Source organism: Devosia sp. Micro-HW1 (genome assembly GCF_056341075.1).
This window is the reverse complement of record NZ_CP094375.1, coordinates 32,875-53,698: the sequence shown is the minus strand read 5'-3', so window position 1 is coordinate 53,698 and position 20,824 is coordinate 32,875. Positions and strand designations below refer to the sequence as shown.

Sequence of the window (20,824 nt, the reverse complement as noted above, 5' to 3'; positions counted from 1 at the left end):
CCGTTAAGGTTTCATCAACCATACGGAGGCAGCGATGCGCGTACCCAATGCCGGACAGGACCTGGTCGAGCGTCGCATCGTGCGCGAGGGCAAGCGGATCGCCGAAGTGATGCTGGCCGACTTTTCCGATCCGCCGGGTTTTTCGGTGATGGGCGTGATGCGGCAGGTGAACACCTGGCTGGAGCAGTTGCGCCTGCATGCGCGGTCGCACTGATCTGTTCATAGACGCAATTCCAATTCCCACCGATCCTGCCACGCTCTAGTGTCCTCACAAGGAGGACCCATGCGCATATTGCTGGTGGAGGACAACGAGGACCTGGGCGAGGCCATCGAAAAGCGCCTGCGCACGGCGGGCCATTCAGTGGAATGGGTCAAGGACGGCGACGATGTCGTGCCGGCAGCCGAGGCCGAACCCTTTGATGCGGTCGCGCTCGACCTGATGCTGCCCAATCGCGACGGCATCGGGCTGATCGCCGAACTGCGCAAGCGCAAGTTCAATGCGCCGATCCTCGTCATCACCGCCCGCTCGGAAATCGACGACAAGGTGAGCCTGCTGGATCTGGGCGCCGATGATTATCTGGTCAAGCCGTTCGACCTGCGCGAACTGGAGGCCCGCCTGCGGGCCCTGCTGCGGCGCACCGGCGGACAGGCATCGAGCACGGTGGGCGTGGGCAATCTCGAACTGGATCTCGCCGGGCTCAATGCGGCGGTCGATGGCAAGACGCTGGAACTGGGGCGACGCGAATTCCGGCTGCTCGAAATCCTCGTCGCGCATGAGGGCAAGGTGGTGGCCAAGGAACGGCTGATGAACCAGCTGTTCAACTTCGACGAGAGCGTGTCGGTCAACGCGCTGGAGCTGCACATTTCCCGGCTGCGCAAGAAGCTCGAGGCGGCGAATGTGGAAATCGGCACGGTGCGCGGTGTGGGCTATGTGGTGCGGGTGCGTGAATAGATGAACTGTATGTTCAGCACGCGTGAGGTCACCCCACCCTCAGTCCCTCCCCATCAAGGGGAGGGAGGCGCAGGCCTCAGTCGCCAGTGTTCATCGTCTCCCTCCCCCTTGTGGGGAGGGATCAAGGGTGGGGGGACTGCACGGAACCGCGGCTCCCAATTCGCACCCTGATGCCCGCCCGCGTCGCAAAACCCTTCTCGATCCGACGGCGCATCTTTGCTCTGGCGCTGGGGCTGTTGCTGGCGGCCTCGGTGGTGCTGATCATCTTTATCCGCGACTATGCGGAACGGGCATCGGACCGTGCGTTTGACAGGCTGCTGGCGGCCTCCGCCCTGACGATTGCCGGCGCGGTGCAGGTCGAGAACGAGGCGGTGGTGGTGGAAATCCCCTTCGCTGCCTTCGCCATGTTTTCGGGGCAGGACCGGGTGTTCTACGCGGTGGAAGACCCCGATGCGCGCACGGTGACCGGCTACGAGGACCTGGCGGCGCAGGTCAGCGAGACAGTGTCGGCGGAGCCGCGCTTTGCCGACATGACCTATCGCGGTGAAACCGTGCGGGTAGCCAGCGTCGGGAGGCTGATTTCCACGGCCAGCGACACCGGCTGGGTGACGATCCATGTGGCCGAAACCCAGAACCAGCGCGAGGCGCTCTCCAACGAAATCCTCTCCAATGCCGTGCTGCCTGTCATCGCGCTGACCCTGCTGGCGGTGGGCCTGGTGTGGTTCGGAATTTCACGCATGTTCGCGCCCCTTACCGAACTGGAACACGAATTGCGGGCCCGGGCCCCCGATGATCTGTCGCCGATAACGGTGCCAGTGCCCCAGGAGGTCGATCATCTGGTGGTGGCGCTCAATGCCTTCATGGCGCGACTGCAGAAGGCCATGGAACGGGTCAGCGGCCTGGTGGCGGAGGCCGCACACGAAGTGCGCACACCGCTGGCGTCGCTGCGCGCACAGGCCGAAGTGGCGATGGACGAGCAGGACCCCGAAGCCCTGCGCCGCCGCGTGGGCCGCATTCATACCGGAGCCGTGCAGGCCAGCCAGCTGGTCAGCCAGTTGCTGATGGAAGCCACGATCTCGCACCGAATGGAAAACCAGGAAATCGAGACCACGACACTCGGCGCCGTGGTGGCGGAAGTGACGCAGAGACTTGACCCTGACCTGGCCGGGCGGTTGCGGATTGCTCTTTCCGAGGATGCTGCGACGGCCCCGCTGCGGGCCGACAGGGTGGCCCTGCGCGAGATGATGCGTAACGTGATCGACAATGCGCTGATCTACTCGGATGGCCACGTCGACATTGTGGGCCGGATCGACAAAGGGAGCCTCGCGGTGGAGATCAGCGACCGGGGACCGGGCATCGAGGATCCGGAAAAGCCCGCCGTGCTGGAGCGCTTCCGACGCGGCAAGGCGAGCACAGGCAAGGTGGGGTCGGGGTTGGGACTGTCAATTGTCGCGCGCGTGGCCGAGGCCCATGGCGGGACGCTGTCGCTGCTCGACCGCGTCGGCGGTGGGCTGACGGTGGCAATAGTGCTCCCCCTGCCCCGTCGGAGCGCGGGCATGACCGGCTTCTTACCGCTGGCGCTGGGCGTGCTGCTGCTGCCCGCCCTTGTGCTGCAGCCTGCCCCGGTAGACGCAGCAACCTCGATCTACCCGGCCCGGGACGGCTCGGAAGACAGAGTGCTCAACATACTCGGGGTGACGGACACTCCGCTCTTTGCGCATTTCGTCGAGGCCTTCCAGGCGCTGAACGGCGACGTCACCGTCGTCTACGAAGAAACCGACAGCCGCCCTCTTTATGAGGGCTTCGTTGCGGGAACATTTGAAGTCGCGCCGGACCTGGTCATCAGCTCTGCATCGGACCTGCAGTTGAAACTGGCCAATGACGGCTATGCGCTGGCCTATGACAGCCCCTACCTGCCTGCCCTGCCCGACTGGGCACATTGGCGCAACGAGGTATTCGGCTTCACCTTCGAACCGGCTGTCATCATCTACAACCGCGATCTCATCAGTGACGAGGAAGTGCCGCGCACGCACCTGACGCTGGCCGAAATGCTGGAGACGCAGACGGAGCGGTTCCGGGGCAAGATCGCCACCTATGACATTGGCGTTTCCGGCGTCGGTTATCTGCTGGCAGCGCAGGACCAGACGATCTCTTCGACCTTCTGGCGCCTGGCAAGCGCCTTCGGGCGGGTGAATGCCCGCTTTTCGGGGTCCAGCCCGGCCATTCTCAACGGCGTGGCCGATGGCAGCCTGGCCCTGGGCTACAACGTGCTCGGCTCCTATGCCTTTGCCCGGCAGGCCGAGGGCGCACCTGTCGAAATCGTGGTGCCAGATGATTACGTGCTGGTTCTGACGCGCTCGATGCTGATCCCGAGGAATGCGCCCAATGCAGAGCTGGCCAAGGCGTTTGTAGATTTTGCCCTTTCGCCTGCGGGACAGGCCGTCGCATCGGGTCCGACCGCTCTCGGGTCGGTGGTCCCCGATGGATCAGGCCCATGGACCAGCGAAGCCATTGCAGCCCGCGGACGCGGTGTCATCCAGCCCATCCCACTGGGACCGGGTCTGCTGGTGGCGCTCGATACGCTGCGTCGCCAGCGTTTCCTCGATACCTGGCAAGAGATCGTTTCGCCGAAGCCCTAAATCTCAGAGCCCAAAGACCATCCAGGCCACCAGCGCGCCACACTCCCCACCCCACCTCTGCCCAAGGGGGAGGAGTGGGCCCGATTGCGGGATTGGTGCAGCGTAAACACGATGCTCGAGACATTCCCCCAATGCATGGCTGAAGTGACCAATCCACCCCTACTGATCCAGTCGGGTCAGGTCCATCTATCGGTCATGGAAACGAACCGGGATAGTCCGGGTTCGAAAGGAAGGATTGGAAAATGAGCGCCCCGCGCAAGAACAAGTTCTTTGCGACCCTCGACACTTTCGTCACCGTCTTCGGCAGCGCCGCTGCTGTGTCGGCGGCCGTTGAAGGGGGCCGGGCGCCCAAGGCCAAGCACCTCAACAACCTGGGCATCGACCCGGTGGCGTTCCGCAACATCGGCAAGCTCTAGGCTCCGCGGTGGCTTGCTGACTCTCTGACAGCAAGCAGCCAGCGTCGCAGCGTGGACAGGGCATACGCGCCCAGGCCCCTCCCTCCCGAGGCGCGCACGCACAATGCCGATATGACAAAGCCCGGCTACCAGTCCCTGGTAGCCGGGCTTTTGCTTGTGTCAAAAGGCACGTCGCTAGAGGCCTTCCAAAACCCAGATCGTCCTGTTCTTCGTCATTGCCCGGCTTGACCGGGCAATCCAATGCGCGGCGGTGTGGACCACCGGGTCAAGCCCGGTGGTGACGAAGGGTGAGAGAGGCCGCAGGAGCCTTGGCGCCTTCAATCCTCATCCGTCGCCAGCTGCCCAAGAACACCGCCCTTGCCGCGCAGGCGCATGTAAAGGGGCACAGCAACGGCGATGAAGGCCACGACATAGAGCGTGATGGCGATGGGCGAGGAGACCAGGATCCCCAGATCGCCCTGGCTGATGGCCAGCGCCCGGCGCAATTGCTGCTCGGCCATGGGCCCCAGGATCAGCCCGACGACGACGGGGGCGATCGGATAGCCGAAGCGGCGCAGCAGGTAGCCGAGGATGCCGAAGGCCAGCAGCAGGATCAGCTCGAAGGAAATCCTGATCGGGCCAATGCCCATAGACATGGCACCATTGGCGCCCAGGGTGCCCAAGGTGGCGAAGGTGAGGATGCCCGCATAGAGCCAGGGCTTGGGAATGGTCAGGAGCCTGACCCAGAGGCCGATCAGCGGCAGGTTGAGCACCAGCAGCATGAAATTGGCGACGAGTAGGCTGGCGATCAGCGCCCAGACCAGCGAGGCATTGTTGGTGAACAACAAGGGACCCGGCTGCAGACCGAATTGCTGGAAGCCGGCCAGCATGATGGCGGCGGTGGCGGTGGTCGGCAGGCCAAGGGTCAGGAGCGGTACGAGCGTACCGGCAGCCGATGCATTGTTGGCGGCCTCGGGACCGGCGACGCCTTCGATGGCGCCATGGCCGAACTCTTCGGGCTTTTTGGCGAAGCTCTTTTCAGCGCTGTAGGAGAGGAAGCTGGCGACGTCGGCGCCGCCGGCCGGCATGGTGCCGATGGGAAAGCCAATAAAGGTGCCGCGCAGCCAGGCTGCCCAGCTCCGCTTCCAGTCATCAATGGTCATCCAGACCGAGCCCTTGACGGCAATCACTTCGGCATTGGCCTGATCGCGATCGGACGCGGTCTTGAGGGTCTCGCCGATAGCGAAGAGCGCCACGGCCAGGGTGGTGACTTCAATGCCGTCGAGCAGGTCCATGACGCCGAAGGCGAGACGGGTCTGGCCGGTTTGGAGATCGATGCCGATCAGACCGAGGCCAAGACCGATGAAGAGGGCCGTGAGGCCGCGCAAAGCCGAGTCGCCAAAGGCGGCCGAGACGGTGACGAAGGCCAGGACCATCAGCGCGAAATAATCGGCGGGACCGAAGGACAGAGCAAACTTGACGACGGTCGGGGCGATGAAGGCGAGGCCGAGGGTGGCCAGGAGGCCCGCGATGAACGAGCCGATGGCGGCGGTGGCGAGGGCCGGACCACCCCTGCCCTTGCGAGCCATCTTGTTGCCTTCGAGCGCGGTGACAATGGAGGCGCTTTCGCCCGGCGTGTTGAGCAGGATCGACGTGGTCGAGCCGCCATACATGCCGCCGTAGTAGATGCCGGCAAACATGATGAGCGAGCCGGCCGGATCGAGCTTGTAGGTGACGGGCAGCAGCAGCGCGACAGTCAGCGCCGGTCCGATGCCCGGCAGCACGCCGACGGCGGTGCCCAGGGTGACGCCGATCAGCGCGTAGATGAGATTGTGTACCTGAAGGGCAGCAACGAGGCCCTGGGCAAGAAGTCCCCAAGTGTCCATCAGAAGCTCCCCGTGGTCAGAAGGCGTTCAAGCGGTCCTGCGGGCAGTGACAATTGCAGGCCCTTGGCGAAAATGAACCAGACGACGAAGCAGAAGACGACGCCGATGGGGATGGTCTGCCAGAGCGGGCCGCGGCCAAAGGCCTTGGCGGTGAAGGCAAAGAGCACACCGGTGGCGATGGAAAAGCCGGCCGACGAGAGCAATAGGATCTGGGCGACGAGACCGCCGACGATCCAGAAAATGGGGCCGTAGTCGTCCTTGCTGCGCGCCGGAAAGCCGTTGCGCAGGGCCGAAATGGCGGTGCCAATGGACAGGAGGGCAAGGCCGGTGGCGATCGCGTAGGGAAAGACCGTGGGGCCGACACGCGCCTGGATGGGCGGGACGCGCATCTGGCTCGTCTGCCAGAAGATGATGACGGCGAGGCCGGCAAGTATCGCGGCGATGACAAGCGCCGCCCCATCGGGGCGACGCTCGCGGCTGGAGGAGCCAGTTGTCATTGGACGAGGCCGATGTCTTTCAGGATGGTCTCGGTCGCCGCGATGTCAGCGTCAAGCTGGGCGGCGAAGGCGTCACCATCGAGATAGGTGTCGACCCAGCCCTTGGTTTCCAGTGCGGTCTTCCAGGTGGCGGATTCGGCCATGGCCTTCACGTCGGCGGCAATGGCGGCTTTCTGCTCATCGGTGATGCCGGGAGCAGCGGCAACCATGCGCCAGTTCTGCAGGGCGACATCAACTCCGGCTTCCTGCAGGGTCGGCGCATCGAAGCCCGGCACGCGGGTGTCGGTCGAGACCGCCAGCAGGCGCAGTTCACCGGCTTCGATCTGCGAAGCGAATTCGCTGACGCCTGAGACGCCAACGGTCACCTGGCCGCCGAGAATGGCAGCGAGGGCTTCGCCACCGCCCGAATAGGCAATGTAGTTGACCTGGGTCGGATCGACGCCCACTGCCTTGGTGATGAGGCCGGCAGTGATGTGATCGACACCACCAGCAGAACCACCAGCCCAGGCAACCGCACCGGGATCGGCCTTGAGCTTGGCAACGAGGTCGTCAACCGACTGGATGTCGGAAGCGGCCGGAACGACCAGCGCCACGGCTTCACCGGTCAGGCGGGCGATGGGGGTGACGTTGTCGAGCGTTACGGGCGACAGATTGGTGAGGATGGCGCCAACCATGACGTATCCGCCGACAATCAGCGCGTTCGGGTTGGCAGCATCCTGGGTGGCGAACTGGGCAAGACCGATGGTGCCGCCGGCGCCGGGAACGTTGGTCACCTGGACATTGCCGGAAATGCCTTCACCCTGCAGGGCTTCCTGCATGGTGCGGGCGGTCTGGTCCCAACCACCGCCGGGCGCAGCCGGGGCCATGATGGTGTAATCCGCAGCGAAAACGGAAGTCGAGAGGGCGCCGGTCACCAGCGCCGCGAGAAGCAGCTTGTTCATAGTTCCTCCCTAGAACAAAACGCGGATGTCGTTGCATCCGTGCGCCGGAGCTTAGGCATGCTCCCTGTCACCGTCCTGTCAGGGGAGGTTAGGCCTTTGGGATCAGGTGGGGCAAGGGGGAAGGATTCCAACTCTAGTGGCGTGGGGCGAAGATGGATTGCCCGGTCAAGCCGGGCAATGACGGCGTTGAGGTATCCAGCGCTTCCACCATCGTTACCACCCAGCTTGACCGGGTGGTCCAACTGCCTCGCGTCACCCGTAGCTGGGCAGAATCAGCCCCGGATGGTCGACCAGCTCGAGCTGACCGGATTTGAGGGACCAGCGCTCGTTGGGATCGATGTCGATAGGATGGGTCCGGCCATCCCATTCGATCTCGCCGGTCACGGTGCGGCTGGTGATGCCGATGACTTCGTGTAGCGCACCAGCGCGATCGGTAACGACACGGATGCCGGAAGGGAAACGACCAAGTAACGCGCCGTCGCGATAGACTTCGCCAGCATCGACGCCATTGAGGAGTTCGAATCCAGTCCCATCCACCACGCGCGCATAGGCGGTTTCCCAGAGTTCGTAGCGGTGGGCCGCCGGCTTGGGCAGGAGGCTGGTGAACCAGAGGGTGCCCTCGGGACGGGGGAGGATGCCCGAGAGGCGCTCGACGAAGTCGAGGAGGCAGAGAATCGAGGGCGAGTATTTTTCGGTGAAGCCGGCTTCGCCACTGAAGGGGCTCAGGGTCTGCGGGAAGCGGTCCGCGGCGAACAGGGCCGACAGCGTGGGCTGCATGATCCAGCTGAGCTCGGTGTGATGGCCGTGGTGTTCGAAAGCGTGGGGCGTTCGGATCAGGGTGAGGAAATTGCTCGGACCGTCCCAGCTGTTCTGGCCGAATGTTGGATCGAAGCGCGGGTCGTCGAGGGCGATGGAAGTCAGCGGGAATTTTGCGAAGAATTTCCGCGTGTTGAGCAGATAGCGCTCAAGTGCTTCGGCAAAACTTGCCGCATCGCCGATTTCGCAGGCCAGCACGCGCAGGAGATTGTCGGACTGGATGCGGACCAGGCGGCCGTGGCGGTCGCGGTCGTAGAAGAAGGCGTCATCGGGATCGTAGCACTGCGCGTACAGGGCCCTGCGGCTGGCTTCGGCCTTGAGACGCCAGGCCGCGCCGTCGCCGCCGAGACGATCGGAAATGGCCCCAAAGTAGTCGCGCTGGCATGCGACATTGGCGGTCAGATCGGGCGCGATGAAGGGCAGGATCGGATTGTCAGGATCGTAGCGCGTCGGGTCGTTGGAATAGGGGCTGTCGGGAACATGCCAGAAGCGGGATGAAAGATCGTGCCCGGTATCGTAGGTGGAGAAGGCTTCCACCGCGCCTGTGCCCAGGGTGTTTCGATGGCGGGCGAGCCAGTCATCGTAGCGCGCCATGGCGCCGAACATATGGCTCAGCCAGTCCTTGTCGAGGCCATTGAGGCGGAAGTGGTTCCAGACCGAGCGGGCTAGCGGGGTCACCAGCTGGATCTGGTTGAAGGCCGGGCCCTGCGGGGTGACCTTGTAGGGGAAGAGCCCGTCGTCGCGCTGATAGCGGGCGAAGGCCGAATAGGTCGCGGTGGTGATCGAGGGCAGGAAGCGGCTGAGGACTTCGGCATTGATGGTGCCGGTACTTTCGAGCCAGCAGCCATGATAGATGCCGCCTTCATGCAGGATCGGCGTCTCGTCGGCTGCAGGCGCGATACAGTCGAAGAGTTCGCGGACGGCGTCATAGTAGCGGGACGTCAGCCGCTCGGAACTGGACGCGAACTTTACGCCTGAGTGGCGCCATTCATCGAGCAGGGCCGCATCGGCAGGCTTGGCCAGCGGCCCGACCCTGGCGGCAACATCGACCGAGCGAAGAGTGTCGAGCAGGGCTTGGTTCACGCGCCGACCTCGATGCTCAGGCCAGCGGCATCGAAGACATGCGCATCGCTGGCCTGGGCACTGTCACGGCTGAGGCAGACGAACTGGCTGGGCTGGACAACGCAGCCGCCCGCAACCTCGTCAGGTGACAAGGCGCCGCGCAGGACCAGATAGCCATTGAGGTCAAACAGATAGCGTTCGAGGTCGGTGCAGGCTGCACCGGTCGCGGTCTCCATCCCAATCTCCCCGCTCCGCCCCATCTTCGGGGTCGCTGCAATAAGCGCGGTGCTGCTGGGAAGGATCGTCCCGCCAACCGCGACCGCACGGTTGCAATCATTTTGCGGGCATCTCAGAAGGTCGATACGAGCAGCTGTCCGTGGTCAGTTTCGGTCAGACAGCAGACGTACCGCGTAGCTCACGCTTCACCACATACCCTGGCTGGGCCCTTGGGCCCATGACGTGTCTCCGGCCGTTCCTGAGAGGTTGTCCCCGCTCAGATTGGTCACAGGATCATCATATCTTCCATACAAGTCAAGAGGGTTGGCGAGTGTCTTCGGCAGGCAGAAGGCCACCACCACCTGCCTGGTGCCACCGATAGCGGCGCGCTGGTGGACATAGTCACCCAATCCGACCTTATCGGCGCCCTGCTCGCGCCGGCAGCGAAGAGATCGCGCAGATCGCCTGAAGTCTACGTCGCCGGGTTGACCAGCACCCTGCCCCGGATCTCGCCACGCAGGATCTGCGCTGCCTTGTCCGGAAGGGTGGCCAGGCCGATTTCCTCGACATTTTCGGCATAGGCGGCGAAGTCAAAAAGGCCGGCCAGCCGCGCCCAGGCGGCCGTGCGCGCCTCGAACGGCTGCATGACGCTGTCGATGCCCGTCAGCGTCACGCCGCGCAGCAGGAAGGGCAGCACATTGGTGGTCAGGCCGATGCCGGCGGCATTGCCCAGGCTCGCCACGGCGCCGCCATAGGCGATCTGGCGCAGGAGTTTTCCCAGTATATCGCCTCCCACGCAGTCGACTGCCGCGGCAAAGCGGGCCGATTCCAGAGGCTTGTCGGGTTGGGCCATGAATTCAGCCCGGTCAATGACGCTGGCAGCGCCCAGTTCGGTCAACATGGCCGCGTGCTGCGGTCGGCCCGACAAAGCGGCGACCGTGTAGCCAAGGCGATGGAGTAGAGCCACGGCAATGGAGCCGACGCCACCGGCTGCGCCAGTGACCAGCACTTCGCCACTTGCAGGGGTGAGGCCGAGGGTTTCGAGGCGATTGACGGCGAGCATGGCGGTCAGACCAGCCGTGCCCATGATCATGGCGTCGCGGGCGGTGAGGCCCGATGGCAGTGGCACCAGAAAGTCGCCCTTGACCCGGGCGCGCTCCGCATAGCCACCCCACTGTGTCTCGCCCACGCGCCAGCCAGTCAAAACCACAGCGTCGCCAGCGCGATAGCGGCTATCGCTGCTGTCGCGCACAAGGCCGGCAAAGTCGATGCCCGCGACATGCGGGTATGTCCGGACCAGACCGCCCTGCCCCATGAGGCACAGCCCATCCTTGTAATTGAGACCGGCCCATTCGACATCGACGGTGACGTCGCCATCGGGCAGGCTGTTGTCGTCGAGTTCCTGTACGGAGGACGAGACGGCGCCGTCAGCACCCTTCTCAGTCAGCAAGGCACGGAACGTCATGGGCTTTTCTCCTCTGTGGCCGACCTCTCCCGACGCGGCGGGCAGAGACTAGCCGAGGTTCCCTGATCATGGCCAGCCCGTCAGAACAGCGCCCGGGTTGATTGGTTCAGATTTCCTGATACACAATCAGGTTCCTTCATAATGCAGCGTCACACCCCAAATGAGCCGGAATTTCCTCGTCATCGACCCCGAAGAAGGCATCGAGGTGCTCAAGGGGCTGGCCTCACCCGTGCGGGTGAAGATGCTCAAGCTGCTGCATCTGCAGGGGCCCATGAATGGCAATGACATTGCCGAAAACCTTGGCCTGCCGCAGTCGACCGTGTCGACCAACCTGCAGATCCTGGAGAGTGCGGGCCTGATCCGCACCGAGACGCAGAAGGCGCGCAAGGGCAATCAGAAGATCTGCCACTCAACCTTCGATGAAGTCCTCGTCATGTTCAAGGACGACATCGAGCCGCTGCGCGACAATACGATCGAAGTTTCGATGCCGCTCGGGCTCTATACGAGTTGCGAAGTCTCCGCGCCCTGTGGCCTGTGCTCGACCGAGGGCATTGTCGGCCTGCTCGACGTGCCGGACACATTCCTCGATCCGGACCGGATGAAGGCCGGGCTGATCTGGTTTACCCGCGGCTTTCTCGAATACCAGTTTCCCAACAATGCGAAGCTGGCGCAACATACGATAGAATCCATGGAATTCGTGATGGAGCTGAGCTCGGAAGTGCCCGGCACTTCGGCTGACTGGCCCAGCGACATCACGCTTTCGGTCAATGGCACCGAGATCGGGACGTGGCTTTCCACCGGAGACTATGGCGACAAGCGCGGCGTCTATACGCCGGGCTGGTGGAAGCTCAAGGGCAGCCAGTATGGCAAGCTCAAGAGCTGGCGCGTGACCATGGACGGCACCTATGTCGACGGCATGAAAGTGTCGCCGGTGTCACTGCATGACCTTGACCTGGCGACCCACCACTCGATCCGGCTGCGGATCGCGGTGAAGCCAGACGCCAAGCATCCCGGCGGAATCAACATTTTTGGCCGCGGTTTCGGCAATTATGACCAGGACATCATCCTGCGCCTGCATACGGCGTCCTAAACCTGTCCCCGCCATGCACGAGGGGCAGCGCCAAAAATCATACAAAAGGGCCTTGCGCGCATCTGGAGCCGTCGCTAAAACCGGTATCAATGATATAAATCAGAATATCGGAATTAGTGGAGGGGCGAGTGAAGGCGTCTGTTATCGCGAATAAGGATTACACGATCTCGAAAATTGACGATCGTGTCTATGGGGCCTTTCTCGAGCATCTGGGCCGCGCCATTTATGAGGGTATCTACGAGCCCGACCATCCGAGTGCCGACAAGGATGGCATGCGCGGCGACGTCGCCAAGCTGGTCAAGGACCTCAATGTTCCGGTCGTGCGCTATCCCGGCGGCAACTTCGTTTCGGCCTATAACTGGGAAGACGGCGTCGGCCCGCGCGACCAGCGCCCCACCCGCCTCGACCTTGCCTGGCATACGTCAGAGAGCAATGCCGTGGGTATCCACGAGTTCGCCGACTGGTGCGCCACTGTCGGAACCGAGATGATGGTGGCGGTGAACCTGGGTTCGCGCGGTGTCGACGAGGCCCGCAATTTCCTTGAATACTGCAACCATCCGGGCGGCTCATACTGGAGCGACCTGCGCATCAAGAACGGCCGCAAGGAGCCGTTCAACGTCAAGATGTGGTGCCTCGGCAACGAGATGGACGGCCCCTGGCAGGTCGGCCACAAGGATGCAGACGAATATGGCAAACTGGCCGCCAATACGGCGCGCGCCATGCGCATGTTCGACAAGAGCCTAGAGCTGATCGTCTGCGGCTCGTCCCACTCCGACATGCCCAGCTTCCCCGATTGGGAGCGCACTGTCCTCGAACATACCTATGATCTTGTGGACCATATCAGTCTGCACATGTATTTCGCCAACCGGGACGACAATACCCCTAACTATCTGGGGATGAGCGAGAAACTCGATACCTATATCGAGACCGTCGCCTCGACCATCAAGCAGGTCAAGCACAAGAAGCGCTCCAAAAAGGACGTCTACATTTCCTTCGACGAGTGGAACGTCTGGTACCATTCCAACAAGAAGGACCGCGAGATCCTGGACGGCAATGGCGGTTGGCCACATGCGCCGGGCCTGCTCGAGGACATCTACAATTTCGAAGACGTGCTGATGGTGGGGCTGATCCTCAACACCTTCATCCGCCGTTCGGATGTGGTGAAGATCGCCTGTATCGCCCAGCTCGTAAACGTGATCGCCCCGATCATGACCGAAAAGGGCGGACCGGCCTGGGCCCAGACCATCTACTATCCCTATTATTTTGCTTCGGTTTTTGGCCGTGGCACGGCGCTGCAGCTCAAGACGACCTCGCCGGGCTATGAGACAACCCATGCCAAGGACACGGCCTATGTGGACGTGTCGGGCGTGCACAATGAAGAGGAAGGGACGCTCACCTTCTTCCTCGTCAATCGCCATACCAGCGAAAGCATCGAATCCGAAATCAGCCTGCAAGGCTATGAAAAGGCGGAAGTTATCGATCACCAGGTGATGACCCACCCCGACCTGAAAGCGGTCAATACGGCCAAGAACCAGGACGAGGTGAAGCCGGCAAAGGGATCGGGGGCCAAGGCCGAGAACGGCAAGCTCACAGTCTCGCTACCGCCCTATTCCTACCAGATGGTGCGTGTCAAAATCGGATAAGCGCCCCGCCTCCACCCGAGCGGAGGGATGAATTTGCTGGCACATTGCTAGCACCAGGCATGACATTGCCACACAAACGAAGGGCGCATCGGCAACGATGTGCCCTTTTCCATTATATATCATAGTTTTGGATTTACATCAGAAAGTCCATTGACAGAGGATTACCCCTAGTTAAGTATGACTTATAACGGGGTTGAGGAGCCCCGGAGAATGGGCCGCCCAAAGGCGCCCCACAAGGGAGGACATCGATGGATAGACGCAGTTTTCTGATCGGCTCAACCGCGATCGGCGCGCTGATGGCAGCAGGCCACAGCCTGGCATGGGGACAAGATGCCGCGCAGGCCACGGCACCAGACCTGGCGCAGTTTCCACGCAACGAAACGCTGATCATTCACAACCCCGAAGGCGTGATCCGCAATCCGGCCTGGTTCAACAACTGGGTCATCGGTTCGGGCGCCGGCCTTTCCAACGGCCTGCACAACCTGACCACCGACACGTTCTGGTTCATCGACCCCGATGCGGGTATCGAAGGGGCCAGCGAGAACGCCATCTACAATTCGCTTGCCGACGACCTGTGGCAGTATAACGAGGACTTCACGGAGATGACCGTGAAGCTCAAGCAGGGCATCTACTGGAGCGACGGCAACGAGTTCACCGCCGACGACGTAGTCTTCACCGTCGAGAAGCACAAGGCGACACCGGGCCTGTCACAGAATGGCGCCTACAATGCGCAGGTCGCATCGGTGGAAGCGGTGGACCCCTATACGGTCAAGTTTACCCTGAACGGCCCGAATTCACGCTTCCACACGTTGTTCTCGATCCGTTGGGGCGGCGCCTGGATCATGTCCAAGGCCCATTTCGAAGGTGTCGAGGACATCCTGAGCTTCCCCAACGACCCGCCGGTCAGCATCGGGCCCTACACGCTCCATTCCTATGACCCGAACGGTACCTGGTATATCTGGCAGCGCCGCGAGGACTGGCAGCGCACGGCGCTGGGCATGATCGGCGAACCCAAGCCCAAGTTCATCATCTATCGGAACAATATCAGCCCCGACAATCGCCTCATCGAGATGCGCAACGGCAATCTCGACATGGTGCATGACCTCTCGCCGGAAGCCACATTCTCCATCATCAAGGAGGATCCGCAGGTTCAGGGCTGGTTCCCGGGCTTCCCCTATGCGCACCCCGACCCGACCCTGGTCATGGCGATCTTCAACCTGCAGAAGCCGCTGTTCCAGGACAAGCGCGTCCGCTGGGCCCTGGCGCTCATGCTCGACGCACGCGCCATGTCGATGGCGTCCTATCGCGGTGCGGCAACCCTGTCCGCCATCTCGGTACCGCCGACCGGCACGCATCCGCGTGATTATCATGCGCCGCTGCAGGAATTCCTGACCAATTACGAGATCACGGCCGGCGGCAATACGGTGAAACCGTATGATCCCACCATCGGCATGCAGGTCGCCGAAATGGTCCGCGGCCAGTTCCCCGACGCGCCGACCGACGAAGATGCGATCCGCAACGCCTTCGGCTATGGCTGGTGGAAACAGGATATCGCGACGGCAGAAGCCCTGCTGACCGATGCCGGCTTCACCAAGAATGGCAACAATTGGGTCATGCCCGACGGACAGCCGTTCAGCTTCTCGGTGATGGTGCCGACCGATGGCGTGGTCAATCGCCTCGGCTCGATCATCGCACAGACCTGGGCGCAGAATGGTGTCGGCGCAGAAATGGAAGCGGCGTCGGACACCTGGGATCGCCAGCGTGTCGGCAATTACGACGTCAACATCTCGTGGGCCGTGGAAACCTGGGGCGGTCACCCCGACCTGAGCTTCTTCCTGGACAGCTACCATTCGGAATACATCCGGCCGCTGGGTGAATCCCAGCCGGATCGCAACTGGATGCGCTGGGAAGATCCGCGCCTCGACGAGCTGATCGAAAAGGTCCGCGCCAGCGACTTCAACGATCCTGTGGGCATCGAGTATGGCCATGAATTCGTGAAGCTGCATCTCGAAGAGATGCCGAATATCCCGATCATGTCCTACAACGTGTTCTCGGTGCAGTCGAACCGCTACTGGACCGGCTGGCCCAATGCCGAGAACAACTATGCCAACCCGGTGACCAACTGGTCGAACGGACGCTTCATCTTTACCCAGATCACGCCTGTCGAGGGTGCGGCCTGACATCACCTCCTCCCGGAGGTCCGGCTAACGCCGGGCCTCATGGAGGGGCGCGCCCTCCGGCGCGCCCCTTCCCGTTTCGCAGGCGCTGAGCGGCAGCGCGTTCGCAACGGGAAGGGACCGGATCCCCCGGCCGCAGCGATGCGTGCCGCCTGGCGACCGGCATGTTCAAGGAGTCCTGATGCAGGCCTATTTCTGGTTCATCGGCAAACGATTGCTGCAACTGCTGGCGGTAATCTTCTGTGCCATATCGGCCACGTTCCTCGTGACACACCTGTCGCCGATAGACCCCGTAGAGCAGGTGCTGGGGCGGCTGTCGGCCCGATCGAATCTGTCACCCGAGGCCATCGAGGCGACGCGTGTCGCGCTGACGGAAATGTATGGCACCAACCAGCCGATGCTGCAGCAATACGTCAACTTCTGGACCCGCCTGTTGCGCGGCGACCTGGGCCCGTCGCTGCTGGCCTTCCCAACTCCGGCAATGGACCTGGTCGGCCGGGCCATGCCCTGGACGCTGGGCCTGCTGGTCACCTCGACACTGATCACCTTCGTGATCGGAAACCTTCTGGGCGCCCTGGCGGGTTACAATCCCGACAACCGTTTCCTCAAGGCATTCGGCCTCGTCTCCATGGGCATCCAGCCCATTCCCTACTATATCGTGGCCTTCATCCTGCTCATCATCTTCGGCTATTTCTGGCCCATCCTGCCGGTGTCCGGCGGATATGCCATGGACGTGCGGCCGGGGCTGACCTGGCAATATATCGGCTCGATCGTGCAGCACTCCATCCTCCCGGCCATGTCGCTGGTTCTGGTCGGGTTCGGCGGCTGGTTCCTGGGCATGCGGGCGCTGGTGAGCAATGTCATCAACGACGATTACGTGACCTATGCCGAACTGGCGGGCGTCAAGCGTTCGACCATTGCCGGCAGCTATGTGATCCGCAATGCCGTGGTGCCGCAGCTGACGGCCCTCGCGATGGCGCTGGGCGGCGTGTTCTCGGGCACTGTCATCACCGAGCAGGTGTTCAACTATCCCGGCTTGGGATCGCTGCTCATCGACGCCGTGAATTATGGCGACTACTCGCTGGTGCTGGCCGTCTCGACCGTGTCCATCACGGCCGTCGCGGGTGCCATCTTCATCGTGGACCTGCTCCACCCCCTGCTCGACCCTCGCGTCCGTGCGGAGTAAGCCATGTTTGCCGTCTTTCGCGACCTCATTCGCTACAATATCGAATTCACCATCGGCATGATCCTGGTGACCATCGTGGTGGTCTTTGCCGGGCTGAGCTTCTTTTCGCCGGTCGACCCCACGCTCATCTACATGGCCCCCCCGGACCAGCCGCCTTCGGCCCAATACTGGTTCGGTACCAATTCGCGCGGCCAGGACCTGTTCTGGCAACTCTCGGCAGCTTTTCGCAACAGCCTGATCTTCGGCATCACGGTGGCCGTTCTCTCCCGCATCATCTCGATCGCCGTGGGCCTGGCTTCAGGCTATATCGGCGGCTGGGTCGACCGGGTGCTGATGTTCATCAACGACATCTTCGTGGCCGTCCCGATCTTCCCGATCCTGGTGCTGTTCTACTTCGTGCTCCGCAACAATCTCGACAGCTTCACGCTGGCGCTGATCATGGCCTGTTTCGGCTGGCCGTTCGACGCGCGGCTGATCCGCTCGGTGGCACTGGGGCTCAAGCATCGGGAGTTCACGCGGCACGCTGTGTTTGCCGGCATGTCGACCCGCAGGGTGCTGCTCGAGGAGCACCTGCCCTATGTCATGCCCATCGTCTTCGCGACCTTCATGAACAACATGCTCTGGTCGATTGGCCTCGAAGTGACGCTGGCCGTGCTGGGCTTCACCAACCTCAACAACCCGACCATCGGTACCGTGCTCTACTGGGCCAATTCCCATTCGGCCATGGTCGTGGGCGTCTGGTGGTGGCTGGCCATTCCCGTGGTGCTGATCGTGATGACCTTCCTCGGCCTGTTCCTGCTGGCCATCTCGATGAACGAACACATAGACCCGCGCAGCCGCTTGCGCCGCATGGGAGCCTGAGCCATGACCCTCGAAAACAACCCCGAAATCCTCAAGGTCGAAAACCTCAAGGCCTACTACCAGATGAACTATTTCGGCGTGAGCCGGGAAGTTCGGGCAGTGGACGACATTACCGTCACCATGCGCAAGAACGAGGTCTACGGCATTGCGGGGGAGAGCTCCTCGGGCAAGACCAGCTTCATCAAGGTGCTGGCCGCCGCCATCCGCCCGCCGCTGCGGGTGGTGAGCGGGACGGCGAAGTACAACTTCTCCAGTGGGCCGATCGATGTGGCCCATGCAACGCCCGAGCAGATCGAGGCGATACGCTGGAAAAGCCTTTCCTACATCATGCAAGGCTCGATGAGCGTGCTCAATCCGGTGCGGCGCATCGGCAAGACCTTCAAGGATTTCGCGGAGCGGCCACTCGGCCTCAAGGGCAGCGCCTTCGAAGAGCGGGTGATCAACCACCTGGCGCGGCTGAAATTGCCGCCCGACGTGCTGCGCGCCTATCCGCATGAGCTTTCGGGCGGCATGCGGCAGCGCGTCACCATCGGCCTGGCAACGGTCTGCCACCCGGAATTCATCATTGCCGACGAACCGACGACGGCGCTGGACGTGGTGGTGCAGAAGGAAGTGCTGAAGCTCATCCGCGATATCCAGACGGAAATGGGTGCCTCGGTGGTGTTCGTCACCCATGACATGAGTGTGCATGCCAATGTCGCCGACCGGGTGGGCATCATCTATGCCGGGCGCCTGGTGGAGGAAGGGCCGACGCGCGAGATGTTCTTTGCCCCCAAGCACCCCTACACCGCCCACCTCGTGGCCAGCCTGCCCCGCATCGGCGACACGCAGCAGCGCCCTGCCCTTGAAGGACGGCCCCCCAACCTGGCCGACCCGCCGCAGGGCTGCCGGTTCCATCCGCGCTGCCCGCTGGCGATCGACATCTGCAAGAAAGAGGTGCCGCCGATGGAGACCATCGGGCCTGACCACCGTACCGCCTGCTGGCGCTGGAAGGATGTGGAGCCGCTGGTCAATGCGGCCAAGCCTGCGGGAGTCATGGCATGACGACGCTTCTCGACGTGCGCGATGTCAGCAAGCGCTTCACCATGGGGGGCCTGTTTGGCCGCAAGACGGTCGATGCGGTGATGGATGCGAGCTTTTCGCTAAGCGCCGACAAGCCGGAAATCTTCACCATCATCGGCGAGAGCGGCTCGGGCAAGACGACGCTGGCGCGGATGATCCTGGGGCTCGAAGATCCGACCTCCGGCGAAATCCGCTTCCGCGGGGAAAAGGTCGACCGCCATGCCGGGCGCGCCAAGAGGCTCGACTTCATGAGCCATGTGCAGCCAGTCTTCCAGAACCCGTTCGAAGCGTTCAACCCGCTTAAGAAAATCGAGCGGTACCTGGAAAGCACTGCAAGGCGGTTTCTCAATACGTCGGACAAGGCCGCTATCGACAGGGCTATGGACGAGGCGCTGCACAAGGTGGGGCTGAGCCTGAAAGAAGTGCGGGGGCGGTTTCCGCATGAAATGAGCGGCGGGCAATTGCAGCGCTGCGCCATTGCAAGGGCGCTGATCCCCAATCCGCCACTGCTGATCGCCGACGAGCCGGTGTCGATGGTCGATGCGAGCCTCAGGATGAGCATCGTCAACCTGCTCAGAAGCCTGCGCGATGATCTCGGGGTGTCGGTGATCTACATCACCCATGACCTGGCGACGGCCTATTATATCTCCAACCGGCTGATCATCATGCAGCGCGGGCGGATCGTGGAAATGGGCGATGCACGGACGGTGCTGGACAATCCCGAGCATGCCTATTCGCGGCTGCTCAAGGCCTCGGTGCTCTCCACCGACGATGCGGGGGCCGGCAAGCTGGGGACCGACCCGGACATGCTGCGGCTGGCCAATGGCAGCGTCGGGCAGGCCGGACGCTTCATCGACCGGGCTGACGGGCGCAGCGTTCGCGTTTATGAAGGGGTATGATTTCAGGCCACTATTCGTCCAATCCCCCCTCACCCACCCGGCTTCGCCGAGCCACCTCTTCCCGATGGGAAGAGGAATAGGAGGAGCCATGAGCGCACCGATCTTTCGTGACCCGATCGAGGATGGCGCGGCGGACCCTGTCGTGGTGCGCCGCGAAGGCAGCGACGAATGGTACATGTTCTATACCAATCGCCGCGCCAGCGCCGAGGGACCGAAATTCACCTGGATCCATGGCTCTCCCATTGGCCTGGCCATGAGCGTCGACGGCGGCGGGAGCTGGCATTATCGCGGCACGGTTTCCGGGCTGGACGACCCCGATGACGTCCCGGGCGGCAATACGCATTGGGCCCCGGAAGTGGTGTTTGCCGAGGGGCAGTACCACATGTTCCTCAGCTATATCACGGGCGTGCCTGACGACTGGCGGGGCGTGCCGCGGACCATCACGCATTTCACCAGCAAGGACCTCATCTCCTGGGAGCGGGTGGGGCCGATCCGGCTCTCCAGCAATCGCGTCATCGATGCCTGCGTGTTCAAGTGCCCGGATGGGCTGTGGCGCATGTGGTACAAGGACGAGGCCGCCGGTTCGAGCACCTGGGCGGCATCGAGCCCAAACCTGTTCGACTGGCAGGTCGAAGGGCGGGTGCTGGCGGGGTCGCCATATGGCGATCCGCATGAGGGGCCCAATGTCTTCGCGCTGGGCGGGTTCTACTGGCTCATCGTGGATGAATGGCACGGCCAGGGTGTCTATCGCTCCGACGATACGCGGCTGTGGCGACGGCAGGGCGTCATCGGCGCCGAACCCGGCACGCATGAGAGTGACAGCAAGTTCATCCGCCACGCCGACGTGGTGACCTTCAGGGATCACGCCGTGCTGTTCTACTTCACCCATCCGGACTGGGACGAGCGCAGCCAGAAGGACGGGCCACAGAATAGTGCGGCGCGGCGCACGGCCATTCACCAGGCAAAGCTGACCGTCGTCGATGGCGTACTGACCTGCGATCGCGACGTGTCCGCAGCCGCGGCCTTGCTGGGCTGAA

Annotated in this window: 18 protein-coding genes; 12 read left to right on the top strand and 6 right to left on the bottom strand. The window is 62.8% G+C overall.

Features of this window, described 5'->3' with window-relative positions:
- The first annotated feature begins 34 nt into the window (after positions 1-34).
- From MQW79_RS00240 to MQW79_RS00225, 4 genes are all read left to right on the top strand, one after another.
- Positions 35-214, top strand: a complete 180-nt coding sequence (locus MQW79_RS00240) for a hypothetical protein (protein WP_476586124.1) — start codon at positions 35-37, stop codon at positions 212-214.
- A 69-nt stretch (positions 215-283) separates the two neighbouring features.
- Positions 284-952: a response regulator transcription factor gene (locus MQW79_RS00235; protein WP_476586123.1), complete on the top strand. Its 669-nt coding sequence runs from the start codon at positions 284-286 to the stop codon at positions 950-952.
- A gap of 170 nt (positions 953-1,122) precedes the next feature.
- On the top strand, positions 1,123-3,591 hold the full coding sequence (locus MQW79_RS00230) for an extracellular solute-binding protein (protein ID WP_476586122.1): 2,469 nt from the start codon (positions 1,123-1,125) through the stop codon (positions 3,589-3,591).
- Between the two features lie 242 nt (positions 3,592-3,833).
- Complete coding sequence (locus MQW79_RS00225; RefSeq protein WP_476586121.1) at positions 3,834-4,007, top strand: hypothetical protein; 174 nt, start codon at positions 3,834-3,836, stop codon at positions 4,005-4,007.
- Between the two features lie 317 nt (positions 4,008-4,324).
- Here the strand turns inward: MQW79_RS00225 and MQW79_RS00220 are convergent, their stop codons facing one another.
- The 6 genes from MQW79_RS00220 to MQW79_RS00195 form a co-directional block, all read right to left on the bottom strand.
- Positions 4,325-5,872 carry a tripartite tricarboxylate transporter permease gene (locus MQW79_RS00220; RefSeq protein WP_476586120.1) on the bottom strand — a complete coding sequence of 516 codons (1,548 nt, stop codon included), beginning with the start codon at positions 5,870-5,872 and terminating at the stop codon, positions 4,325-4,327.
- Positions 5,872-6,369 (bottom strand): tripartite tricarboxylate transporter TctB family protein, encoded by a 498-nt coding sequence (locus tag MQW79_RS00215; protein ID WP_476586118.1) that lies wholly within the window; start codon positions 6,367-6,369, stop codon positions 5,872-5,874. The genes MQW79_RS00220 and MQW79_RS00215 overlap by 1 nt, the downstream gene beginning before the upstream one ends.
- A complete protein-coding gene (locus MQW79_RS00210) occupies positions 6,366-7,310 on the bottom strand; it encodes a Bug family tripartite tricarboxylate transporter substrate binding protein (protein WP_476586116.1) in 945 nt (314 codons plus the stop codon). The genes MQW79_RS00215 and MQW79_RS00210 overlap by 4 nt, the downstream gene beginning before the upstream one ends.
- Before the next feature lie 252 nt (positions 7,311-7,562).
- Positions 7,563-9,209: an MGH1-like glycoside hydrolase domain-containing protein gene (locus MQW79_RS00205; RefSeq protein WP_476586115.1), complete on the bottom strand. Its 1,647-nt coding sequence runs from the start codon at positions 9,207-9,209 to the stop codon at positions 7,563-7,565.
- Entirely contained in the window at positions 9,206-9,424 is a 219-nt protein-coding gene (locus tag MQW79_RS00200; protein ID WP_476586114.1) for a hypothetical protein, read from the bottom strand. The genes MQW79_RS00205 and MQW79_RS00200 overlap by 4 nt, the downstream gene beginning before the upstream one ends.
- A 452-nt stretch (positions 9,425-9,876) precedes the next feature.
- Positions 9,877-10,869, bottom strand: coding sequence for an MDR family oxidoreductase (locus tag MQW79_RS00195; RefSeq protein ID WP_476586113.1), 993 nt, complete (start codon positions 10,867-10,869; stop codon positions 9,877-9,879).
- A gap of 160 nt (positions 10,870-11,029) precedes the next feature.
- On the opposite strand from MQW79_RS00195, the gene MQW79_RS00190 reads away from it, so the two are divergent.
- The 8 genes from MQW79_RS00190 to MQW79_RS00155 all read left to right on the top strand — a co-directional run bounded on the left by MQW79_RS00190 (position 11,030) and on the right by MQW79_RS00155 (position 20,823).
- The gene (locus MQW79_RS00190) at positions 11,030-11,959 is read left to right on the top strand and encodes an ArsR/SmtB family transcription factor (RefSeq protein WP_476586112.1); all 930 of its coding nucleotides are present in this window, start codon (positions 11,030-11,032) and stop codon (positions 11,957-11,959) included.
- Positions 11,960-12,087: 128 nt separating this feature from the next.
- Positions 12,088-13,602 carry an arabinosylfuranosidase ArfA gene (arfA, locus tag MQW79_RS00185; RefSeq protein WP_476586110.1) on the top strand — a complete coding sequence of 505 codons (1,515 nt, stop codon included), beginning with the start codon at positions 12,088-12,090 and terminating at the stop codon, positions 13,600-13,602.
- A gap of 248 nt (positions 13,603-13,850) precedes the next feature.
- Positions 13,851-15,782 (top strand): ABC transporter substrate-binding protein, encoded by a 1,932-nt coding sequence (locus tag MQW79_RS00180; RefSeq protein WP_476586109.1) that lies wholly within the window; start codon positions 13,851-13,853, stop codon positions 15,780-15,782.
- Between the two features lie 178 nt (positions 15,783-15,960).
- Positions 15,961-16,965, top strand: a complete 1,005-nt coding sequence (locus tag MQW79_RS00175) for an ABC transporter permease (protein WP_476586108.1) — start codon at positions 15,961-15,963, stop codon at positions 16,963-16,965.
- Positions 16,966-16,968: 3 nt separating this feature from the next.
- Positions 16,969-17,826 carry an ABC transporter permease gene (locus MQW79_RS00170; RefSeq protein WP_476586107.1) on the top strand — a complete coding sequence of 286 codons (858 nt, stop codon included), beginning with the start codon at positions 16,969-16,971 and terminating at the stop codon, positions 17,824-17,826.
- A gap of 3 nt (positions 17,827-17,829) precedes the next feature.
- A complete protein-coding gene (locus MQW79_RS00165) occupies positions 17,830-18,870 on the top strand; it encodes an ABC transporter ATP-binding protein (protein ID WP_476586106.1) in 1,041 nt (346 codons plus the stop codon).
- On the top strand, positions 18,867-19,787 hold the full coding sequence (locus tag MQW79_RS00160) for an ABC transporter ATP-binding protein (RefSeq protein WP_476586105.1): 921 nt from the start codon (positions 18,867-18,869) through the stop codon (positions 19,785-19,787). The genes MQW79_RS00165 and MQW79_RS00160 overlap by 4 nt, the downstream gene beginning before the upstream one ends.
- 88 nt (positions 19,788-19,875) lie before the next feature.
- A complete protein-coding gene (locus MQW79_RS00155) occupies positions 19,876-20,823 on the top strand; it encodes a hypothetical protein (protein WP_476586103.1) in 948 nt (315 codons plus the stop codon).
- Position 20,824 lies beyond the last annotated feature (1 nt).

What these genes read in the sequence shown, in the direction of transcription:
- MQW79_RS00240 (WP_476586124.1), top strand. Translation starts at nt 35, where the DNA reads ATGCGCGTACCCAATGCCGGACAGGACCTGGTCGAGCGTCGCATCGTG.
- MQW79_RS00235 (WP_476586123.1), top strand. Translation starts at nt 284, where the DNA reads ATGCGCATATTGCTGGTGGAGGACAACGAGGACCTGGGCGAGGCCATC.
- MQW79_RS00230 (WP_476586122.1), top strand. Translation starts at nt 1,123, where the DNA reads ATGCCCGCCCGCGTCGCAAAACCCTTCTCGATCCGACGGCGCATCTTT.
- MQW79_RS00225 (WP_476586121.1), top strand. Translation starts at nt 3,834, where the DNA reads ATGAGCGCCCCGCGCAAGAACAAGTTCTTTGCGACCCTCGACACTTTC.
- MQW79_RS00220 (WP_476586120.1), bottom strand. Translation starts at nt 5,872, where the DNA reads ATGGACACTTGGGGACTTCTTGCCCAGGGCCTCGTTGCTGCCCTTCAG.
- MQW79_RS00215 (WP_476586118.1), bottom strand. Translation starts at nt 6,369, where the DNA reads ATGACAACTGGCTCCTCCAGCCGCGAGCGTCGCCCCGATGGGGCGGCG.
- MQW79_RS00210 (WP_476586116.1), bottom strand. Translation starts at nt 7,310, where the DNA reads ATGAACAAGCTGCTTCTCGCGGCGCTGGTGACCGGCGCCCTCTCGACT.
- MQW79_RS00200 (WP_476586114.1), bottom strand. Translation starts at nt 9,424, where the DNA reads ATGGAGACCGCGACCGGTGCAGCCTGCACCGACCTCGAACGCTATCTG.
- MQW79_RS00195 (WP_476586113.1), bottom strand. Translation starts at nt 10,869, where the DNA reads ATGACGTTCCGTGCCTTGCTGACTGAGAAGGGTGCTGACGGCGCCGTC.
- MQW79_RS00190 (WP_476586112.1), top strand. Translation starts at nt 11,030, where the DNA reads ATGAGCCGGAATTTCCTCGTCATCGACCCCGAAGAAGGCATCGAGGTG.
- MQW79_RS00180 (WP_476586109.1), top strand. Translation starts at nt 13,851, where the DNA reads ATGGATAGACGCAGTTTTCTGATCGGCTCAACCGCGATCGGCGCGCTG.
- MQW79_RS00175 (WP_476586108.1), top strand. Translation starts at nt 15,961, where the DNA reads ATGCAGGCCTATTTCTGGTTCATCGGCAAACGATTGCTGCAACTGCTG.
- MQW79_RS00170 (WP_476586107.1), top strand. Translation starts at nt 16,969, where the DNA reads ATGTTTGCCGTCTTTCGCGACCTCATTCGCTACAATATCGAATTCACC.
- MQW79_RS00165 (WP_476586106.1), top strand. Translation starts at nt 17,830, where the DNA reads ATGACCCTCGAAAACAACCCCGAAATCCTCAAGGTCGAAAACCTCAAG.
- MQW79_RS00160 (WP_476586105.1), top strand. Translation starts at nt 18,867, where the DNA reads ATGACGACGCTTCTCGACGTGCGCGATGTCAGCAAGCGCTTCACCATG.
- MQW79_RS00155 (WP_476586103.1), top strand. Translation starts at nt 19,876, where the DNA reads ATGAGCGCACCGATCTTTCGTGACCCGATCGAGGATGGCGCGGCGGAC.